This window comes from Phyllobacterium sp. 01N428 (assembly GCF_056399405.1).
This window is the reverse complement of sequence record NZ_JBFTRH010000010.1, coordinates 184,529-202,955: the sequence shown is the minus strand read 5'-3', so window position 1 is coordinate 202,955 and position 18,427 is coordinate 184,529. Positions and strand designations below refer to the sequence as shown.

Annotated in this window: 16 protein-coding genes; 8 read left to right on the top strand and 8 right to left on the bottom strand. The window is 59.1% G+C overall.

What is annotated here, in order from left to right:
- Positions 1-124: 124 nt before the first annotated feature.
- Positions 125-1,453, top strand: a complete 1,329-nt coding sequence (locus AC1DNI_RS21500; protein ID WP_051615333.1) for a dicarboxylate/amino acid:cation symporter — start codon at positions 125-127, stop codon at positions 1,451-1,453.
- 47 nt (positions 1,454-1,500) lie between these two features.
- On the opposite strand, the gene AC1DNI_RS21495 is transcribed toward AC1DNI_RS21500, so the two are convergent.
- The 7 genes from AC1DNI_RS21495 to AC1DNI_RS21465 all read right to left on the bottom strand — a co-directional run bounded on the left by AC1DNI_RS21495 (position 1,501) and on the right by AC1DNI_RS21465 (position 8,631).
- Positions 1,501-2,868 carry an FGGY-family carbohydrate kinase gene (locus AC1DNI_RS21495; RefSeq protein ID WP_477693366.1) on the bottom strand — a complete coding sequence of 456 codons (1,368 nt, stop codon included), beginning with the start codon at positions 2,866-2,868 and terminating at the stop codon, positions 1,501-1,503.
- On the bottom strand, positions 2,865-3,188 hold the full coding sequence (gene rhaM / locus AC1DNI_RS21490) for an L-rhamnose mutarotase (protein WP_027233151.1): 324 nt from the start codon (positions 3,186-3,188) through the stop codon (positions 2,865-2,867). The genes AC1DNI_RS21495 and rhaM overlap by 4 nt, the downstream gene beginning before the upstream one ends.
- Complete coding sequence (locus AC1DNI_RS21485; protein ID WP_477693365.1) at positions 3,185-4,186, bottom strand: ABC transporter permease; 1,002 nt, start codon at positions 4,184-4,186, stop codon at positions 3,185-3,187. Before AC1DNI_RS21485 ends, rhaM begins: the two co-directional genes overlap by 4 nt.
- The gene (locus AC1DNI_RS21480) at positions 4,183-5,181 is read right to left on the bottom strand and encodes an ABC transporter permease (RefSeq protein ID WP_027233149.1); all 999 of its coding nucleotides are present in this window, start codon (positions 5,179-5,181) and stop codon (positions 4,183-4,185) included. The genes AC1DNI_RS21485 and AC1DNI_RS21480 overlap by 4 nt, the downstream gene beginning before the upstream one ends.
- A 4-nt stretch (positions 5,182-5,185) precedes the next feature.
- Positions 5,186-6,706, bottom strand: coding sequence for a sugar ABC transporter ATP-binding protein (locus AC1DNI_RS21475; RefSeq protein WP_091924969.1), 1,521 nt, complete (start codon positions 6,704-6,706; stop codon positions 5,186-5,188).
- 64 nt (positions 6,707-6,770) lie between these two features.
- Positions 6,771-7,769 carry a rhamnose ABC transporter substrate-binding protein gene (gene rhaS, locus AC1DNI_RS21470; protein ID WP_027233147.1) on the bottom strand — a complete coding sequence of 333 codons (999 nt, stop codon included), beginning with the start codon at positions 7,767-7,769 and terminating at the stop codon, positions 6,771-6,773.
- A 52-nt stretch (positions 7,770-7,821) separates the two neighbouring features.
- Positions 7,822-8,631 (bottom strand): DeoR/GlpR family DNA-binding transcription regulator, encoded by an 810-nt coding sequence (locus AC1DNI_RS21465; RefSeq protein ID WP_477693364.1) that lies wholly within the window; start codon positions 8,629-8,631, stop codon positions 7,822-7,824.
- A 217-nt stretch (positions 8,632-8,848) separates the two neighbouring features.
- On the opposite strand from AC1DNI_RS21465, the gene AC1DNI_RS21460 reads away from it, so the two are divergent.
- From AC1DNI_RS21460 to AC1DNI_RS21430, 7 genes are all read left to right on the top strand, one after another.
- Positions 8,849-10,945, top strand: a complete 2,097-nt coding sequence (locus tag AC1DNI_RS21460) for a bifunctional rhamnulose-1-phosphate aldolase/short-chain dehydrogenase (protein WP_477693363.1) — start codon at positions 8,849-8,851, stop codon at positions 10,943-10,945.
- 20 nt (positions 10,946-10,965) lie between these two features.
- The gene (gene rhaI, locus AC1DNI_RS21455; protein ID WP_477693362.1) at positions 10,966-12,258 is read left to right on the top strand and encodes an L-rhamnose catabolism isomerase; all 1,293 of its coding nucleotides are present in this window, start codon (positions 10,966-10,968) and stop codon (positions 12,256-12,258) included.
- Between the two features lie 141 nt (positions 12,259-12,399).
- A complete protein-coding gene (locus AC1DNI_RS21450; RefSeq protein ID WP_477693361.1) occupies positions 12,400-13,929 on the top strand; it encodes an ABC transporter substrate-binding protein in 1,530 nt (509 codons plus the stop codon).
- An 81-nt stretch (positions 13,930-14,010) separates the two neighbouring features.
- Positions 14,011-14,952, top strand: coding sequence for an ABC transporter permease (locus AC1DNI_RS21445; protein WP_027233142.1), 942 nt, complete (start codon positions 14,011-14,013; stop codon positions 14,950-14,952).
- Positions 14,952-15,821 carry an ABC transporter permease gene (locus AC1DNI_RS21440; RefSeq protein ID WP_027233141.1) on the top strand — a complete coding sequence of 290 codons (870 nt, stop codon included), beginning with the start codon at positions 14,952-14,954 and terminating at the stop codon, positions 15,819-15,821. The genes AC1DNI_RS21445 and AC1DNI_RS21440 overlap by 1 nt, the downstream gene beginning before the upstream one ends.
- A 2-nt stretch (positions 15,822-15,823) precedes the next feature.
- Entirely contained in the window at positions 15,824-17,035 is a 1,212-nt protein-coding gene (locus tag AC1DNI_RS21435) for an amidohydrolase/deacetylase family metallohydrolase (RefSeq protein ID WP_477693360.1), read from the top strand.
- Between the two features lie 10 nt (positions 17,036-17,045).
- Positions 17,046-17,543: a RidA family protein gene (locus AC1DNI_RS21430; RefSeq protein ID WP_477693359.1), complete on the top strand. Its 498-nt coding sequence runs from the start codon at positions 17,046-17,048 to the stop codon at positions 17,541-17,543.
- Positions 17,544-17,554: 11 nt separating this feature from the next.
- Here the strand turns inward: AC1DNI_RS21430 and AC1DNI_RS21425 are convergent, their stop codons facing one another.
- Positions 17,555-18,382: an IclR family transcriptional regulator gene (locus tag AC1DNI_RS21425; protein WP_477693358.1), complete on the bottom strand. Its 828-nt coding sequence runs from the start codon at positions 18,380-18,382 to the stop codon at positions 17,555-17,557.
- Between the last annotated feature and the right edge of the window lie 45 nt (positions 18,383-18,427).

The following is an 18,427-nucleotide window of genomic DNA, read 5'->3' as shown; positions in this document are numbered from 1 at the left end:
TTCACGAAACTGGCACGACGCTTGCAAAACAAAATCTCAAGGCATGGACCATTCCAGCCCTAACCGAGCCTCGGGAGGCTGACAGGCTTTTCTGCCAGACGCGGCTCATACCATGGAGGAAGTCATGAGTCCTGTGACAATCAACACAGCGCCGCAGCCATCGCGCGGCAAGACACCAATTTACGCCCATCTCTATTTCCAAGTCATCGTTGCCATCACAATCGGCATTCTGCTCGGCCATTTCTATCCGGAAATCGGCACGAGCATGAAGCCGCTCGGCGATGCTTTCATCAAGCTCGTCAAGATGATCATCGCTCCTGTCATTTTCCTGACGGTCTCCACCGGCATCGCCGGGATGAGCGATCTGAAGAAAGTCGGCCGCGTCGCCGGCAAGGCAATGATCTATTTCCTTACGTTCTCGACCCTTGCGCTCATCGTCGGCCTTATCGTTGCCAATCTCGTTCAGCCGGGCGCGGGCATGAATATCGATCCGGCGTCGCTCGATGCAAAGGCAGTGGCAACATATACGCAGCAGGCGCATGAACAGAGCGTCGTCGGGTTCCTCACCAATATTATCCCGACAACGATCGTCGGTGCGTTTGCCTCCGGTGACATCCTGCAGGTCTTGTTCTTCTCGGTTCTTTTCGGCGTGTCGCTGGCAATGGTTGGCGAAAGGGCAGAGCCGGTCACCAACTTCCTGCAGGCCCTTGCAGCCCCGATCTTCAAGCTGGTTGCGATCCTGATGAAGGCCGCCCCCATCGGCGCTTTTGGCGCGATGGCCTTTACAATCGGCAAATACGGCATCGGCTCGGTCGCCAATCTGATCATGCTGATCGGAACCTTCTATCTGACCTCGCTGCTCTTCGTGTTCTTCGTCCTTGGCGCCGTCGCCTGGTATAACGGCTTCTCCATTCTCGCGCTTATCCGCTATATAAAGGAAGAACTGCTACTGGTCCTCGGTACGAGCTCGTCGGAAGCGGCATTGCCGACACTGATGGCCAAGATGGAAAAGGCGGGCTGCAAGAAATCCGTCGTCGGCCTTGTCATTCCGACCGGCTATTCCTTCAATCTTGACGGCACCAACATCTACATGACCCTGGCGGCCCTGTTCATCGCCCAGGCGACCAACACACCGCTGACGCTTACCGACCAGGTGCTCCTGCTGCTCGTTGCCATGTTGAGTTCGAAAGGCGCAGCCGGCATTACCGGGGCGGGCTTCATCACCCTTGCTGCCACCCTATCGGTCGTTCCGGCGGTCCCCGTTGCCGGTATGGCACTCATCCTCGGCATAGATCGCTTCATGTCCGAGTGCCGTGCCCTCACCAATCTCGTCGGCAATGCAGTTGCCACGATCGTAGTTGCCCGCTGGGAAGGCGAGTTCGACAAGAACCAGTTTGATCTCGCCCTCAACGGCGGCTTCAGCGAAGACGAGGCACTCGTCCCCGCGGAGTAATACTTCCAGCGTCTCAAAGGGAAGGCGGGCTCAAGGGCCCGCCTTTTTCATTTGTCGGACAGTCGCTCACGCCATTCCGCGGCATAAGCCAGGAATTCTTCGCCAAGGGGCTCAACCATAACGCTTGACTGTTGAAGATCGCATGTGGCGCCAGCGAGCAAAGCGGCTCCGAGGCTGGTACCCGTCGAGCCTGGCAGCGCAATAATCTCGCGGCTGGTAAGAGAGCGCAGCGCCGAGAGGTAAACGCCGTTGCGCGAGAACGGGCCCTCCACGACAGTCGGCCCCGAAGCGCCGATCAGTCCAAGGCAGTTATGCGTCATCATGGCGGCATAGAGCGATGCTGCGGAATTTCGCTCCAAGCTACCGGAAGGTTCCCCGTTCGGCCAAACGGCTTTACGTTGCGGGAAGGGGCCGGACCCATTGACGACGCCCGGCAAAATCATCAGCCGTCTGTCCACAACATCGCGCAGCGTACCGGCATCGGGTTCGCGCTTGTCGCCTGCGGTGAGAATGTCGAATTCGCGCCCGCCCATGAACCGAGCGGAAGGCACGGCATGGCCGTTGGCATCGACATTGGCGAGCGTGTCCCGGTCAGGATCAAGGCGGTCGAGCTGCCCGCCGACGGCAAATGAAACGACCCAGGTACCGGTCGATACGACCGCAAAGGGCGATTTTCGGGTCATAAGGTGGGGAAGCAACGAAGCGTTGGAATCATGAATGCCGCAATAGACCGGGATAGTCCTGTCACTACCGATCTTACCCGCGACAGCGGGCGTCAAATTGCCGATCCGCTCAAAGGCGGAGCGAATTGGTGCCATCAGATCACGAATACCCAAGGTATCGACGAGGCTCGAATAGGCATTTGCCTGCGGATTCCACAGATCGGTATGGCAGCCGAGCGAGGTAACCTCGTTGGCGGCAATTCCCGTCAACCGCCACACCCAATATTGAGCATAGGTGAGGATGGTGCGCACCTTGGCGAAGGCTTCAGGAAACTCGGTCTTCTGAAAATGTATCTGCGCACCGACATTCAATCCTCCGGAAAGAAGCGGGGAACTGGTCTCCGCAAAGGGCGGGCGCAGCTTCCTGTAAGCGGAGCGCACGCTTTCCGGGTATTCATATTCGTAATCGATCACCGGCATGGCCAGCGCATCATCGCCGAGCAGCGCCGCCGCCGCCCCGTGTGCTGTAACGGAAATCGCATCGACACCCGGCGCCTTGACGAAACTTGCCAGTGCGCCGACAACAAAATCCCAGAGCGCATCTACATCGTAATGCGGATAGGGGCCCTCGCGGATGACGGTGTTAGCAACGCTGCGCGCGGCAATCTCGGTTCCAGTCGCGGCATCGACGACCACCACTTTGGCATTGGTCTTGCCTATATCGAGGACGGCTATGTTGTGGCGCGACGTCATGGCATATGGAACAGGCAGACAAGTTCGCTCTGCACCGGCGAGTTATCCTCATTGGTCGCCATGATGTCGGCCATATGCGCCCACCACTTCTTCATGACCGGATGATCGGGCAGACCTTGCATTCCGTGATCGCTCGGACGCGTCAAGACACCAAAGAGCGTGTTGGTTTCGCGGTCGAGATGAATCGAATAGTCGCTGACGCCCGCATCATGGAGAAGACTGACGAGTTCCGGCCAAATCGCATCGTGGCGGCGCCGATACTCGGCTTCCATGCCAGGATTGAGGTGCATCTTGAAAGCGTATTTTTCGAGTTCGCTCATGCTGGCTTCCTGCGTCCCAACCGGCGGATGATGATCGGCAGGGTAATCGTTGTGATCAGCAGCAACCCGATGAAGATCGACATGACGATGCCGGGCACATTGAGGAGCCCCAGTCCGAACGTCACGAGCCCCATGACGAAGGCTGCGATAACGACGCCGCCAATCGTTCCCGAGCCGCCGAGGATGGAGACGCCGCCGAGAACGACCATGGTGACGATCTCGAGTTCCCAGCCTTGCGCGATTGAGGGGCGTGTCGATCCGAGACGCGAGGTCAGGCAAACGGAAGCAATTCCCGCCATGAGACCCGTCAACAGGAACAGGGTGAATTTGATACGCTCGACATGTATGCCGGAGAAACGTGCCGCGAACTCGTTGTTGCCGATCGCATAGATGCGACGGCCGAAATTGGTCGCGTGCAGGACGACAGCGAAAATCACTGCAAGTACGCCAAAGAGAAAAAACTCGAAGGAAATGACCCAGAACACGTAGCCCTGGCCGAAATAGGCGAACGAAGGTGGATAGCCGCCATAGGCCTGATCACCAAGCACGATGTAGGCGATGCCGCGAAACAGGCTCATCGTGCCAATGGTTACGACAATGGACGGCAAGCGCAGTCCTGCCACGAGAATACCGTTGATGAGGCCGCAGCCGAGGCCGACGCCAATGCCGATGAGGATGAGACCGGGCGTGCCAATGCCTGCTTGCGCCGCCGCGCCCATGGCAGTAGAGGCGAGGGCGATGATTGCGGCCACCGAGAGGTCAATCTCGCCGGAAATGATCAGCAGCGCCATGGCAAAGGCGACCATTGCTTTTTCGGTGAAGTTGAAGGTCGCGTCCGACAGATTCCATGCGTTGAGGAAGTAGGGCGAGGCGAAGGCGTTGGCGATGAAGATCAGTACCGCCACCATGAAGAGGAGCGCTTCCCAGCTCGCGAACAGCCGCGTCGTCGATGTGCCGAGGCGATCGGGGATCTGTCGTCTTTCGGAAACCGCGCTCATGCTGCCACCCCTATCTCTTCAGATGCGCCGCGATCGCGCAGAATGATGCGGCCCCGGCGGCGTTCCTGGCGCGCGTTGAATATGACGGCGGCAATAATCACCGAACCCGAAATCGCCATCTGGGCGAAGGGCGATATGTCGATGACCGGCAGCGCATTCTTGATGACACCGAGAAACAGAGCGCCGAGGACCGCGCCAGCTACGGTTCCGATTCCGCCAAGGGTCGAGATTCCGCCGATGACACAAGCCGCGACCGTATCGAGTTCGAAACCGGCAGCGATATCGACATAGGCCACCGCATAGCGCGATACCCAAAGATAGGCGCAGAGCCCGGCAAGCGTGCCCGAGATCACGAAAGCATAGAACCGCGTCCGCCCGACATCGATGCCTGCATAGACTGCTGCCGTGGGGTTGCCACCGGAAGCATAGATAGCGCGTCCGAGGAATGTGCGCGACATGATGAGATACATGATGCCGACGATGACGATTGCCGTCCAACCAAGAAGTGGCAAGCCGAGAAAGAGCTGCCGCGGCGTCTGCAGGAAGGGCTCGGTCATCTGGTGAGCGTTAACCCAGGCGCCTCCGGAAAGGACGAACGCCATGCCGCGATAAATCGTCAGGGTTCCAAGCGTGACGACAATCGAGGGGATGCCCAGCTTCCAGACGAACAGACCGTTGATTGCACCAAGGACAGCGCCTATGCCGAGAGCCACAAGCACGATGGCGGCGAGCGGCAAATCGGGATGAGCCGCATTCAACATCCCGACCGCCATGCCGGTAAATGCCACATTGGCGGCGACGGAAAGGTCGATCGACTTCGTCAGGATCACCGTCATCTGCCCGAGCGCGAGAATAATCAGGATCGACGTATCGTTGAAGATGTTCGCAAGATTGGCGGGGCGGGCAAAGCCGGGTGAGCGCGTGGAAAATGCTGCGACGAGAATGGCGATGACCACAACCAGCAGCATTTCGCGATATTTGAACAACTGTCTCATCATCTCATGCATTCCCGGTTGCGGCTCGAACCAGCGTCTCGGCATTGAGGTGGTTTCGCTCGTAAATGCCCGCTGAAAGCCCTTCGCGCATGACGAGCACACGGTCGGACATGCCGAGAATTTCCGGCAGCTCAGAAGAAACCATGATGATGCTGAGGCCTTCGCCGGCGAGCTCGCTGATGAATGCGTGAACGGCCGCCTTCGACCCGATGTCGATACCCTTGGTCGGCTCATCAAGGATGAGGATCTTCGGCTGTGTCGCCAACCATTTGCCGATGACGACCTTCTGTTGGTTGCCGCCCGAGAGCGTTCCGACAGGAACAGAAAGCGCCGCGGCCCGAAGATCGAACCGTTCGGCGTATTTCCTGGCAAGCGCGAATTCCGCTGCCGCGCGCAAAAAGCCCGAGCGCGACGTGCGCGTCAGCGAAGGCAGCGATATGTTCTGGTAGATCGGCAGTTCCAAAACCGCGCCGTGACGGCCGCGCTCTTCCGGAACGTAGACGATACCAGCTTTGATCGCCTCGCCGGGAGAGCCGATCGTGATCTCTTCGCCATGAAGCCGCAGTTTGCCGCCAGACGGCCTGGTCACGCCGAACAGGGATTGGCAGATCTCAGAACGACCGGCACCCACCAGGCCATAGATACCGAAAATCTCGCCTTTCCTCAGCGTGAAGGTGATATCGCGAAATTCCGTCGGATGCGTGTAGTTCTCGACGGACAGCACCGCTTCACCGAGCGGAATCTCGACCTTGGGAAAGGCATGCTCGATGGAACGGCCAACCATCAGCCGCACGATCTCGTCCTGCCCGGTGCCGGCAAGCACGCCGCTGCCGACAGCCTTGCCGTCGCGGAACACCGCATAGTTGTCGGCGATTTCATAAACTTCGTCGAACTTGTGGCTGATGAAAAGAATCGCCTTGCCCTGTCCCTTCAGCCGCCGAACGATCTGAAACAGATCATCGACCTCCTTGCGCGACAGTGCCGCCGTCGGCTCGTCCATGATGACGATGCGAGCGTCGACGGAGAGCGCCCGCGCAATCGCCACGAGATGGCGCTGTGCGATCGACAGATTTTTGAGACGGGTGCGTGGATCGATATTGCTTTCAAGCGAATGCAAGAGGGCAAGAGCCCGCGCATTGACGGCCTTCCAGTTGACGAAGCCGAGCCTGGTCTTCGGCGCGTGGCCGAGAAAGATGTTTTCGGCCACCGACAATTCGTCGAAGAGCACCGTCTCCTGATGGATCGCCGTAACGCCGAAATCGATGGCGTCCTGCGCATTGGTGAAGCTGACGGCATCGCCATCGACGCGGATCTCGCCTTCATCAGACTGGTAAATCCCGGTCAGAATTTTCACCAGAGTCGACTTGCCCGCACCATTCTCGCCGATCAGCGCCGTCACCTTCCCCGCATAGAGGGCAATGTTGACGTCGTTGAGTGCCTTGACGCCGGGGAACGACTTGGAAATGCCGCGCATTTCGAGAAGCGGCGTCTCCAGGCGTTGATCTGACATGGCAATCTGGTTCATCGAGCATTCCGAGAGTGAAGGAATGCCCGGCAGACGTGCTGCCGGGCGGGGGCGGTGTCGAAAATCAGAAGATTTTCGAGAACTGGTCGATGTTCGTTGCGTTGTAGACGAATGGATCGGCCATGGCGGCTTCGCCATTCTCGCCCACCTTGATCTTGCCCATGCGGCCGGCATCGATCTCGCTGCCGGGCGCGCCGTCCGTCTCGCCCTTGACGAGGCGATAAGCGATTTCGGTGGCTGAGTAGCCAAGATCGATCGGGTTCCAGATGGCGAATTCCTTGGTAACGCCCGACTTGATCGCGCCGGCCATTTCCGAAGGCAGGCCGAGGCCTGTGACATAGACATCGCCGATCTTTTTGGCATCAGCGACGGCCTGCGAGGCCGCAAGCACACCGACCGTTGTCGGCGCGACGATGACCTTCACGTTCGGCTGCGAGGTGAGGATGCCCTGTGCTTCGCGGTAGCTCTTGTCGGAAAGGTCATCGCCATAGACGGTGGTAACGAGGTTGAGGCCCGGGAAGTTCGGCAACTGCTTTTTCATCTCGGCAATCCAGGTGTTCTGGTTGGTCGAGGTGGTGGTTGCCGAGAGAATGGCGAAATCACCCTTGCCGTCCTTCAGATGGTTGGCGGCGAGCTGCAGGCACATCTTGCCAATGAGTTCATTGGATGACGGATTGAGGTGCATGATGCGGCCATCCTTGCCGACAGCCGAGTCCCAGGAAATAACCTTGATGCCGCGGGCCATGGCCTTCTTCAGTGCCGGCACGAGCGCATCGGGATCGTTGGCCGAGACAGCGATGGCGTTCACGTTCTGCGCGATCAAAGCGTTGATCACCTCGATCTGGCCTTCCGCCGTGGTCGAGGTCGGACCGGTATAGATGACCTCGACGCCGCCAAGTTCCTTGGCAGCTTCCTGCGCGCCCTTGTTGGCAGCTTCGAAAAAGCCATTGCCCAGCGATTTGACGACCAGCCCGATCTTTACCGTATCGGCCGCCTGCGCCTGCGTTGCGAGCATGGCAACGGCGAATGCCGATCCCAGTATGAGTTTCTTCAATAGTTTCATTGTCTGTCCTCCCAGAGTTTGAACCATGCGTTGGATAGTGACCGCTACGCCCTCAAGCGACCGAAGCGGAATTTCGTGACTTGTCCTGATTGACCTTGGCGACGATCAGCTGAATGCTCGCATCCTCCACCATCTTCCGGTCAGCATCGGTAATGCCGTCATCGGTGATGATGGTCGCCACCCGTTGCAACGGACACAGGATCAGGCTGGAACGGCGCGCAAACTTCGTCGAATCGACCAGCAGCACCAGATCGTCGACCTGGTTGATCAGCTTCTGCTCGCCCTGGATGATAAGCGCATCGGATTCCATGACGCCGAACGGACCAACGCCCTGCGCCCCCATGAACATGCGCTTTCCGTAGAAGTTGCGGGTCACGTCATTGTCGAAAGGCGACAGGATGATGCTCTGCTCGCGGTAGATGGCGCCGCCCGGCACGATCACCGAACTTTTGGAGTTCTTCACCAGATGTTCGGCAATGGCAAAAGAATTGGTCATGACCTGCAGACGTCGCGACGCGAGGAAATGCACCATCTGGAAAGTGGTGGTGCCACCATTGATGATGATGGCGTCCCCTTCCTCGCACAGCGCCACGGCCTCCCTGGCAATGGCGCGTTTCTTGTCGGCGTTTTCGGATTCCGAAACATGGAAGTGCCGGCCCGCGAGCGGCGTCAGTTGCGGCGGATGGACGGCTTCGGCACCGCCACGCACACGGCGCAGCTTACCCTTGACGTGAAGCGAAGCGATGTCACGGCGGATCGTTGCCTCCGACGCTTCCGTCAGATCGGCGATGTCCTGAATGGTGATGACCGGCTTTTCCTGAACAGCGCTCAAGATGATGCGGTGGCGCTCACGCTCGTGCATTCGTCGTCTCCTCCTGCGAAGATTTATTGCGCAAGTTTGTGATCAGTGTCAATCAACTTCAATCAAATAATTTCATATTGCACTGCACAATGATGCGAATATGATTGGATTTGATTGTTTATGATTGACAATAAAACCGGTTCTGCTCCATAGCTAAAGGAAATCGCGGTGCTGGCAAATCGAGCCAGACCGGCAATTGACCTATCGGGAGGCGAACATGGCAGACAGGGTCCAACTTCTGGAAAACCGCTGGGACGATGCAAAGGCAGCCGGGCTCGATGAGCCTGGCAAATTGCTCTATCGCTCCAATCTGCTCGGCGCCGACAAGCGCATTACCAATTACGGCGGTGGCAATACGTCGGCTAAAGTCAGCGAAAACGATCCGCTGACGGGCGCGACCATCGAAGTCCTGTGGGTCAAAGGTTCGGGCGGGGATGTCGGCACCATCAAGCTCGATGGCTTCGCGACGCTGTATATGGACAAGCTGGAATCGCTGAAGTCGATCTACGGGGGCGTCGAGGATGAAGACCGCATGGTGGGCTTCCTGCCGCACTGCACATTCAACCTGAACAGCCGCGCCGCATCGATCGACACTCCCTTGCATGGTTTTGTGCCATTCAAGCACGTCGACCATATGCATCCCGATGCGATCATCGCCATTGCCGCCTCGAAAAACTCGCGCGAACTGACGCGAGAAGTGTTCGGCGACGAGATCGGCTGGCTGCCCTGGCGCCGTCCCGGATTCCAGCTCGGTCTCGATCTCGGTGCCTATGTTGCCGCCCACCCCAATTCCAAAGGCGTCGTGCTCGAAAGCCACGGGCTTTTCACCTGGGCCGATGATGCAAAAGAATGCTACGAACTCACGCTCGATATCATCAATAAGGCAATCGTCTGGCTTGACGCAAAGTCGGAGGGTCGCAAGGCTTTCGGCGGTGAAGCCGTCGCGAGCCTCGATAAGCCAATCCGACGCGCAATTGCCGCGCGTCTGATGCCTGAGATACGCGGTAAGATCGGGGTTTCGGAGCGCAAGCTCGGCCACTTCGACGACCAGCCAGCTGTTCTCGAATTCGTCAATTCACACGATTTGCGCCCGCTTGCGGCGCTTGGAACAAGTTGCCCGGACCATTTTCTGCGCACGAAAATCCGTCCGCTGGTGCTCCAGTTCGATCCCGCCAATCCGGATGCGGATGCTGTCGTTGCTTCGCTTGACCAGGCGCTCGAAGACTACCGCACGGACTATGCGCGCTACTACAACGCCTGCAAGCATGCAAACTCGCCCGCCATGCGCGATCCCAATCCGGTGATCTTCCTTATTCCCGGCGTCGGCATGTTGTCCTTTGCCAAGGACAAGGCGACAGCACGCATCGCCGGCGAATTCTATGTCAATGCGATCAACGTGATGCGTGGCGCATCTTCTGTGTCCGAGTACCAGGGGCTTTCCGAACAGGAGGCCTTCGACATCGAATACTGGCTGCTCGAGGAAGCAAAGCTGCAGCGGATGCCCAAGCCGAAATCGCTCGCGGGTCGCGTCGCCTTCGTAACCGGAGGCGCCGGCGGCATCGGACGTGCGACGGCGGAACGCCTGCTCGGGGAGGGCGCCTGCGTGGTGCTCGCGGATATCGATCAGGAGGCGTTGAAGCTCGCCCATGACGATTTTGCCAAGCGCTATTCCGCTGATGCCGTGCGCAGCGTTCCCTTGAATGTGACTGACGAGGCCGGTGTCATAGCCAGCTATGCGGAAGCGGCCGTGGAATTCGGTGGTGTCGATATCCTGGTCTCGAATGCCGGCATAGCCTCCTCGGCTCCGATTGAGACGACCGAACTTTCGATGTGGAACCGCAATATCGACATTCTGGCGACGGGTTATTTCCTGGTCTCGCGCGAAGCTTTCAGGCTGTTCCGGCGGCAGAAGCTCGGCGGCAATGTCGTGTTTGTTGCCTCGAAGAACGGTCTTGCGGCTTCGCCGAACGCCAGTGCCTACTGCGCCGCGAAAGCCGCCGAGATACACCTTGCGCGCTGCCTCGCCCTTGAAGGCGCGGAGGCAGGAATCCGGGTCAATACCGTCAATCCCGATGCCGTGCTGCGTGGCTCGAAAATCTGGAACGGGGAATGGCGCGAGCAGCGTGCGGCTTCCTCGAACCTTCAGGTGGACGAGCTCGAAGAGCACTATCGAAAGCGCTCGCTGTTGAAGCTCAACGTGCTGCCGGAGGATATTGCCGAGGCCGTATACTTCCTTGCCTCGGACGCGGCAGCCAAATCGACGGGCAATATCATCAACGTCGATGCCGGCAACGCTCAGAGCTTTACGCGTTAAGATTGTCTCGGGAGGACATGATGGCTGAACAGAAGATATCCGGCGACCTGATCGCATCCGAGAACGAGCGGCTGCGTGCCGCCCACGAGAGCGACTACGAGGCGCTTGGCGCTCATCTGGCGCGGCGCAACATCGACATCGGCGCAGTCACGAAAGAGGTAGCGCGATTTTTCGTTGCGGTGCCCTCATGGGGCGTCGGAACCGGCGGAACCCGCTTTGCGCGCTTTCCGGGCAGCGGCGAGCCGAGGGGCATTTTCGACAAGCTCGACGATTGCGCCGTCATTCAGCAACTGACACGCGCAACCCCGACCGTGTCGCTGCATATTCCCTGGGACAAGGCTGATCCTGCGGAGCTCAAGGCGCATGCCGACGCACTCGGTCTCGGCTTCGACGCAATGAACTCGAATACGTTTTCGGATGCACCGGGACAGACGAATTCCTACAAGTACGGTTCGCTCAGCCATGTCGACGCCGCCACCCGCGCGCAGGCCGTCGAGCACAACATTGAGTGCATCGAGATCGGTAAGGCCATCGGTTCCAAGGCACTCACGGTCTGGATCGGCGACGGATCGAACTTCCCGGGACAGACCAATTTCGCGCAGTCCTTCGAGCGCTATCTCGCCGCCATGCAGGAGGTCTACAAGGCGCTGCCCGATGACTGGCGCATCTTCTCCGAGCACAAAATGTACGAGCCCGCCTTCTATTCCACGGTCGTACAGGATTGGGGCACAAACTACCTTATCGCACAGACGCTCGGACCGAAGGCGTTCTGCCTCGTCGATCTCGGCCATCATGCGCCCAACACCAATATCGAGATGATCGTTTCTCGTCTCATCCAGTTCAAGAAGCTCGGCGGCTTCCACTTCAACGATTCCAAATATGGCGATGACGATCTGGATGCCGGGTCGATCGATCCATACCGCCTCTTTCTCGTCTTCAACGAGTTGGTCGATGCCGATCATCGCGGCGTGACGGATTTTCATCCTGCGCACATGATCGACCAGTCGCACAATGTGACTGATCCGATCGAAAGCCTGATATCGAGCGCCAACGAGATCCGCCGTGCCTATGCCCAGGCCTTGCTCGTCGATCGGGAAGCTCTTGCCGGCTATCAGGACGACAACGATGCGCTCATGGCGTCCGATACGCTGAAGCGCGCCTATCGCACCGATGTGGAGCCAATTCTCGCGGAAGCGCGCCTGCGCGCGGGTGGGGCCATCGATCCGATCGCCGCCTATCGCCATAGCGGCTATCGGCAATTCGTAAGCGACAAGCGTCCCGCAAGCGTCGCGGGAAGCGGCGGCATCGTCTAGTCGATTTCCACTCTTGAGAATTACCGAGCAGCGCCCAGGCGCTGCTTTTTCCTTTTTTGAATTGACAGCCTTCTACACATTTGGTCTTATTCTACTATAAAGCATTATAATCCATTATAGTGGAATACGAAGGGAACTGTCATGAAGTCATTGAAGCTTGCGCTCCTTCTAGGTTCGGCACTTGTTGCTCTAAGCCCGTCGGCTTTCGCCCAGTCCAAGGGCGGCGTTATCAATGTTGCCACCATCGGCGAACCACCAACGCTCGATGCCATGGCCTCGACGGCCGATCTTGTCGGCATCGTCTCGCAGCACATTTTTGAAACGCTCTATACATTCGACAAGGCCTGGAACGTTACGCCGCTTCTTGCCGCGAGCCTTCCGGAAGTTTCGGCTGACGGCAAGGTCTATACGATCAAGCTGCGCTCGGGCGTGAAATTCCACGATGGCACGGATATGGATTCGGCCGATGTGGTCGCATCGCTGCAACGCTGGACGCAGATTGCGTCGCGCGGCAAGCAGACCGCCTCGATGATCACCTCGATCGAAGCTGTCGATCCCGCCACGGTCAAGATCACGCTGAATACCCCTTACGCGCCGCTGGTCTCTCTCCTCGCGTTCAACAATGCAGCGGCGATTATTCTTCCCAGCGAAAAGCAGCAGAACCCGATGACCGAACCGGTTGGCACCGGACCCTATATGCTGAAAGAGCGCAAGCCCGACCAGTATATCCAGCTGACCCGCTTTGACGGCTACAAGTCGCCCGAAGGCGACGAGAACGGCTATGGCGGCGCGCGTCATCAATATCTTGATGAAATCCGCTTCGTTCCCGTACCGGACGCGAACACGCGCGTGCAGGGCGCTCTCTCCGGCCAATTCGACTATGTCGACAGCCTGCCGGTCGAATCCTACGAACAGCTGAAAGGCCAAAAAACGACCGAGGCGGTCCTCCTCAAGCCTTTTGGCTGGCCGGTCTTCGTGATGAACACAAGTCAGGGCATCACCAAGAATCAGGATCTGCGCCTCGCTGTCCGTGATGCGCTCAGCGAAGAAGACATGTTGGCTGCCGCCTTCGGCAGTACGGACTTCTATGCGCTCAATCCGTCCATGTATCCTGATGGCTACAGCTGGAAAACCGACGCAGGAACAGAAGGCGCCTATAATGTCGCCGATCCGGAGAAGGCTGCCGAGGAGTTGAAGAAGGCCGGCTACAATGGCGAGCCGCTGCGCATTCTCACCAGCCGCCAGTATGAATTCCACTACAAGATGGCGCAGGTTGCGGCAGAATATCTGAAGGCTGCCGGATTCACCGTCGATCTTCAGGTCGTCGATTGGGCGACGCTGACGCAGCGCCGTGCCGATCCCAAGCTCTGGGATATCTATATCAGCCACAGCCCGTTCCTGCCCGAACCAGCGCTGATCGGTGCCATGTCGACGAGCGCACCGGGCAATTGGGACACGCCGGCGCGCAAGGCCGCCGTCGATGCGTTCAACTCCGAGGTCGACCCGCAAAAGCGCATCGCCCTGTGGGCCGAGGTGCAGAAGGTGATCTATGCCGAAGTACCGATCATCAAGATCGGCGATTTCAATGCGCTATCGGCGAAGTCACCGAAGCTCGAAGGTTTCACGCCTGCACCGTGGCCATATTTCTGGAACGTATCGCTCAAGCAGTAGTGCTTTGCCGGGTGCGGAAGGCGATGCGCCAACCGCGCCCGGCTGCCCAGTCCTCGTCAATTTGGGATCGATTGGCCACAGATGCTCCGTTACATTATTCAACGCTTTATCGGCATGATTGTCGTGATGTTCCTGGTGGTGACGATTGTCTTCGTCATCGTCCGCGTCACGCCGGGCGATCCCGCCGCCGTCATGCTCGGGCCTGAAGCGACCGCCGCCGATATCGCCGAGCTGCGCCAGCGCCTCGGGCTCGACCAGTCGATACCGGTGCAGTATGTGTTTTTCATCGGCAACCTTCTCAAAGGCGATCTCGGCCAGTCGATCTTTCTCAACCAACCGGTATTGCAGGCGCTCGCGCAACGGGCTGAGCCCACATTCTTCCTGACTATCTTCTCCCTGCTAATCGCCAGCGTGATTGCAATACCGATCGGCGTCTACGCGGCCTATCGGCGAGGCTCGCTGTTCGACCAGGCGGCAACGGCCCTCGCCATGCTGGCCGCCAGTATTCCGAGTTTCTGGCTCGGCCTCATTCTCATGCAGGTTTTTGCCGTGCGCTTCGGGCTGTTCCCGGTCTCCGGTTATGGCGGCCCGGGAACCTCGCTTGGCGAACGCCTGTCTTATCTGGTCCTCCCGGCCTTCGCGCTCGGCATCGTATCTTCCGCGCTCATCATGCGCTTCACCCGCGCCTCGATGCTCGACGTACTCGGCGACGATTACATTCGAACCGCTCGAGCCAAGGGCGTCGGCGAGGCCAGCGTCGTCCTGAAACACGCTTTCAAGAATGCCCTCATTCCGATCCTTACCGTTCTCGGCCTCACCGCCGCGGTGCTGATTTCCGGCGCGGTCGTGACCGAAACGGTGTTCGGACTCCCCGGCGTCGGCAGCCTTGTCGTTTCGGCAGTGCTGCGCCGCGATTACCCGGTGATCCAGGGCGCATTGCTGATTATCGCGGCGCTCTATGTTCTCATCAATTTCGCCATCGACATGCTCTATCTCGTCGTTGATCCAAGGGTGCGCTACTGATGACCGAAATCGTGTCCACCGCGCCCGTCAGCGAGCGCTCCAAATTCTTCCGCGTCCTGATCCGGCGCAAGACTGTGCTGTTCGGCATGATCGTGCTGGCCATCTTCGTGCTGCTTGCCGTTTTTGCACCCCTGATCACGCCGTTCTCGCCAAGCAAGCTTTCGATCGTCAACCGGTTGAAGCCGCCGGACATGAAGTTCCTCTTCGGAACCGACGAGTTCGGCCGCGACGTCTTCTCGCGTACGATCTACTCGGCGCGCCTCTCGCTTCTTGTCGGTTTCGCAGTGGTCGTCCTTGCCTCGCTTATCGGCGTCACGCTCGGCCTGCTCGCCGGTTTCTTCCAGAAGCTTGACGCGCCGATCACACGTCTCATCGATGCGATGATGGCGTTCCCGGATATTCTCCTTGCCATCGCGCTCGTTGCTGCGCTTGGGCCATCGCTCACGACCGTGATCGTGGCGCTCAGTATCGTCTATGCGCCGCGCCTTGCCCGTATCGTGCGGGCCTCGACCCTTGTCATTCGTGAGCTCCCCTATGTGGAAGCGGCGACATCGCTCGGGATTTCCACACGCCACATCATGACCCGGCACGTATTGCGCAATCTTCTTTCTCCCATTCTCGTGCAGGGCACATTCCTCTTCGCCAGCGCCATGCTAGCCGAAGCCGGACTTTCATTCCTCGGCCTTGGTGTCAGCCCGGAAGTACCCACCTGGGGGACGATGATTGCATCCGGCCGCCAATATATCGGCAAGGCCGACTGGATGACCCTCTTCCCCGGTATCGCGATCGTGCTCGCCGTTCTGTCGCTGCAGATGGTCGGCGACGGCTTCCGCGATCTTCTTGACCCCCGCCTCAGAAAGGATCTTTGATCATGTCTGCCTCCCCCGCAACCGATGGTCGCCTGCTTGTGACCAACGTAAAGCCGGTTGCCTTCGGACCCGGTATGCCGTCGTCCCGCATCGACATTCTTGTCGATGCCGATGGCAAGATCGCTGCATTCGGCCCCTCGCTGAATGTTCAGGACGACATTCGCCGCATTGACGGCAACGGCGCCTGGATTTCGCCGGGCTGGGTGGATCTGCATACGCATATCTGGCATGGCGGCACCGACATTTCTGTGCGTCCGCAACTGTGCGGCGCCGAGCGCGGCGTAACGACGATCGTCGATGCGGGATCGGCCGGAGAGGCCAATTTTCATGGCTTTCGCGAATATATCATCGATCCGGCGCGCGAGCGCATCAAGGCCTTCCTCAACCTCGGCTCCATCGGCCTCGTTGCCTGCAACCGCGTCAGCGAGCTTAGCGATATCCGTTCGATCGACATCGACCGCACCGTCGCCTGCGTCAACGAAAACCGCGACCATATTGTCGGCCTCAAGGTCCGCGCCAGCCACGTAATCACCGGCTCATGGGGCGTTACGCCCGTCAAGGTCGGCAAGAAGATCGCCAAGATCCTCAAGATACCGATGATGGTGCATGTGGGCGAACCGCCCGCTCTCTATGATGAGGTACTCGAGATTCTTGGACCCGGCGATATCATCACCCATTGCTTCAACGGCAAGGTCGGCAGCAGCATCATCGAGGATGAAGACCTGTTCGAACTCGCGGCGCGTTGCGCCGGGGAGGGCATCCGCCTCGACATCGGCCATGGCGGCGCATCCTTCTCGTTCCGGGTCGCGGAAGTGGCGATACAGCGCGGTCTTCTGCCCTTCTCGATCTCGACGGACATACATCTGCGCAGCCTCAACTTTGCCGTCTGGGATCTGGCGACGACCATGTCCAAGCTTTTGAACGTCGGCATGCCCTTCGACAAGGTCGTCGAGGCCGTGACACTTTCGCCCGCCTCGGCCATTGGACTGCCTACCGAAAACCTGCTTTCCGTCGGCACCCGCGCCGATTTCACCATCTTCGAACTCGACGACTCCGATCTCACCGTCATCGACTCCATGGGTTACGAAGCGAGGCTCGAAAAGCTCTTCGAACCGCGCTGGGCGGTGCTCGGCAACGAATTGGTCAAGGCAGGTCGTTACCAGCCGGCCAAACCTGAAACTTCGGGTGCGATAGCGCCCTATTCTTACCGCTGAGGAACACGTCTTGAGCACAACACCCAGCCCGGCAGTCAGCGCCGGCAAATCACCCTACGATCGTTTGAAGGCGCTCGGGCTGACCCTGCCGCCTGCGCCAAGCCCGATCGCCAATTTCGTCACCCATATCCAGGAGGGTAACATGCTCTACCTGTCCGGGCAGGGACCGCGCGAGAACGATGGCCATCTTCACACCGGCAAGGTCGGCGGCAATGTTTCGGTCGAGGAGGCATACGAGCATGCCCGCCTCACCGGCATCAATCTCCTTGCGGTCATGCATTCGGCGCTGGGAGATCTCGGGCGGGTCAAGCGGGTCGTCAAGCTGCTGGGAATGGTCAATGCCGTTCCCGACTTCGCCGATCATCCTTCGGTCATCAACGGCTGCTCGGACCTTTTCATCAATGTCTTCGGGGAAGCGGGCAACCATGCGCGCTCGGCAGTGGGCTTCGGCTCGCTCCCGGGCAACATAACCGTCGAGATCGAGGCGATCGTCGCACTCAAAAACTGAACGCCAGGAACCTACGAATGACTGCGCCAGCCCATTACAGTTTCGATCCGCTCCGCCGAGGCCTTCACCTCGTTGGTATAGCGTTCGGGGTTGTCGCTGACCTTCTGTTCCGGCAGAACGATGGAAATCGTGGCGATGCATGCGCCCTTGTCGTCGCAGATCGGCGCGGCAACGCAAGCAACCGCATAATCGGACTCTCCGGCCTGGATGGAAAGCCGCGCGTCGAGCGCCTGTCTGGCGGACGCCGAAAGTACAGCTGGGTCAATGACGGCGCGGCCCGTCGGCGAGGACTTGGCGCAATGCTCGAAAAGGTCGAGGCGCTCGGCTTCCGGCAGATGCCCTACGAGCAGGCGTCCCGACGCCGTCCAGTTGAGTGGAACGCGCGTGCCGACGCGGGACGTCACCTGAAAATGACCCGGCCCGTCGGCCATGGCAAGGACCAACATATGGTCGCCATCGCGTCCGCACACTTGCACCGTCTCGCCGGATATGCGGCTGAGATTGTGCATTTCGTGGTTGGCGACGTTGAGAAAATCCAGCGAGCGAGCATAGGCAAGACCGTAGTGATAAAGCCGCGCGCCAAGCCACACCGAACTGTCGCTATTGCGCGACAGCATGTTCTTTTCGACAAGGTCATCGACGATCACATAGACCGTGGAGAGCGGTGCTCCAATTGCCTTAGCGATCGCGTAGACACCCGCCGGGCTGCCGGTCTCGTAAAGATAATCGATGACTTGCAAGGCACGGTCGATGCCGCTCACACGCGAGCGACGCGCTTTCGCGCTGTCTTCCTTCGCGATGCCGCCGGTGCTCTCCATGTCTGAAATCTTTGCGTCCACGCCACACTCCGGACCGTTCGAGTCATTCAACGAATTATTACATTA

Coding starts and splice junctions, on each gene's coding strand:
- AC1DNI_RS21465 (WP_477693364.1), bottom strand. CDS start 8,631: ATGCACGAGCGTGAGCGCCACCGCATCATCTTGAGCGCTGTTCAGGAA.
- AC1DNI_RS21445 (WP_027233142.1), top strand. CDS start 14,011: ATGCTCCGTTACATTATTCAACGCTTTATCGGCATGATTGTCGTGATG.
- AC1DNI_RS21460 (WP_477693363.1), top strand. CDS start 8,849: ATGGCAGACAGGGTCCAACTTCTGGAAAACCGCTGGGACGATGCAAAG.
- AC1DNI_RS21450 (WP_477693361.1), top strand. CDS start 12,400: ATGAAGTCATTGAAGCTTGCGCTCCTTCTAGGTTCGGCACTTGTTGCT.
- AC1DNI_RS21440 (WP_027233141.1), top strand. CDS start 14,952: ATGACCGAAATCGTGTCCACCGCGCCCGTCAGCGAGCGCTCCAAATTC.
- AC1DNI_RS21475 (WP_091924969.1), bottom strand. CDS start 6,706: ATGAACCAGATTGCCATGTCAGATCAACGCCTGGAGACGCCGCTTCTC.
- AC1DNI_RS21485 (WP_477693365.1), bottom strand. CDS start 4,186: ATGAGCGCGGTTTCCGAAAGACGACAGATCCCCGATCGCCTCGGCACA.
- AC1DNI_RS21500 (WP_051615333.1), top strand. CDS start 125: ATGAGTCCTGTGACAATCAACACAGCGCCGCAGCCATCGCGCGGCAAG.
- rhaM (WP_027233151.1), bottom strand. CDS start 3,188: ATGAGCGAACTCGAAAAATACGCTTTCAAGATGCACCTCAATCCTGGC.
- rhaI (WP_477693362.1), top strand. CDS start 10,966: ATGGCTGAACAGAAGATATCCGGCGACCTGATCGCATCCGAGAACGAG.
- AC1DNI_RS21495 (WP_477693366.1), bottom strand. CDS start 2,868: ATGACGTCGCGCCACAACATAGCCGTCCTCGATATAGGCAAGACCAAT.
- AC1DNI_RS21435 (WP_477693360.1), top strand. CDS start 15,824: ATGTCTGCCTCCCCCGCAACCGATGGTCGCCTGCTTGTGACCAACGTA.
- AC1DNI_RS21480 (WP_027233149.1), bottom strand. CDS start 5,181: ATGAGACAGTTGTTCAAATATCGCGAAATGCTGCTGGTTGTGGTCATC.
- rhaS (WP_027233147.1), bottom strand. CDS start 7,769: ATGAAACTATTGAAGAAACTCATACTGGGATCGGCATTCGCCGTTGCC.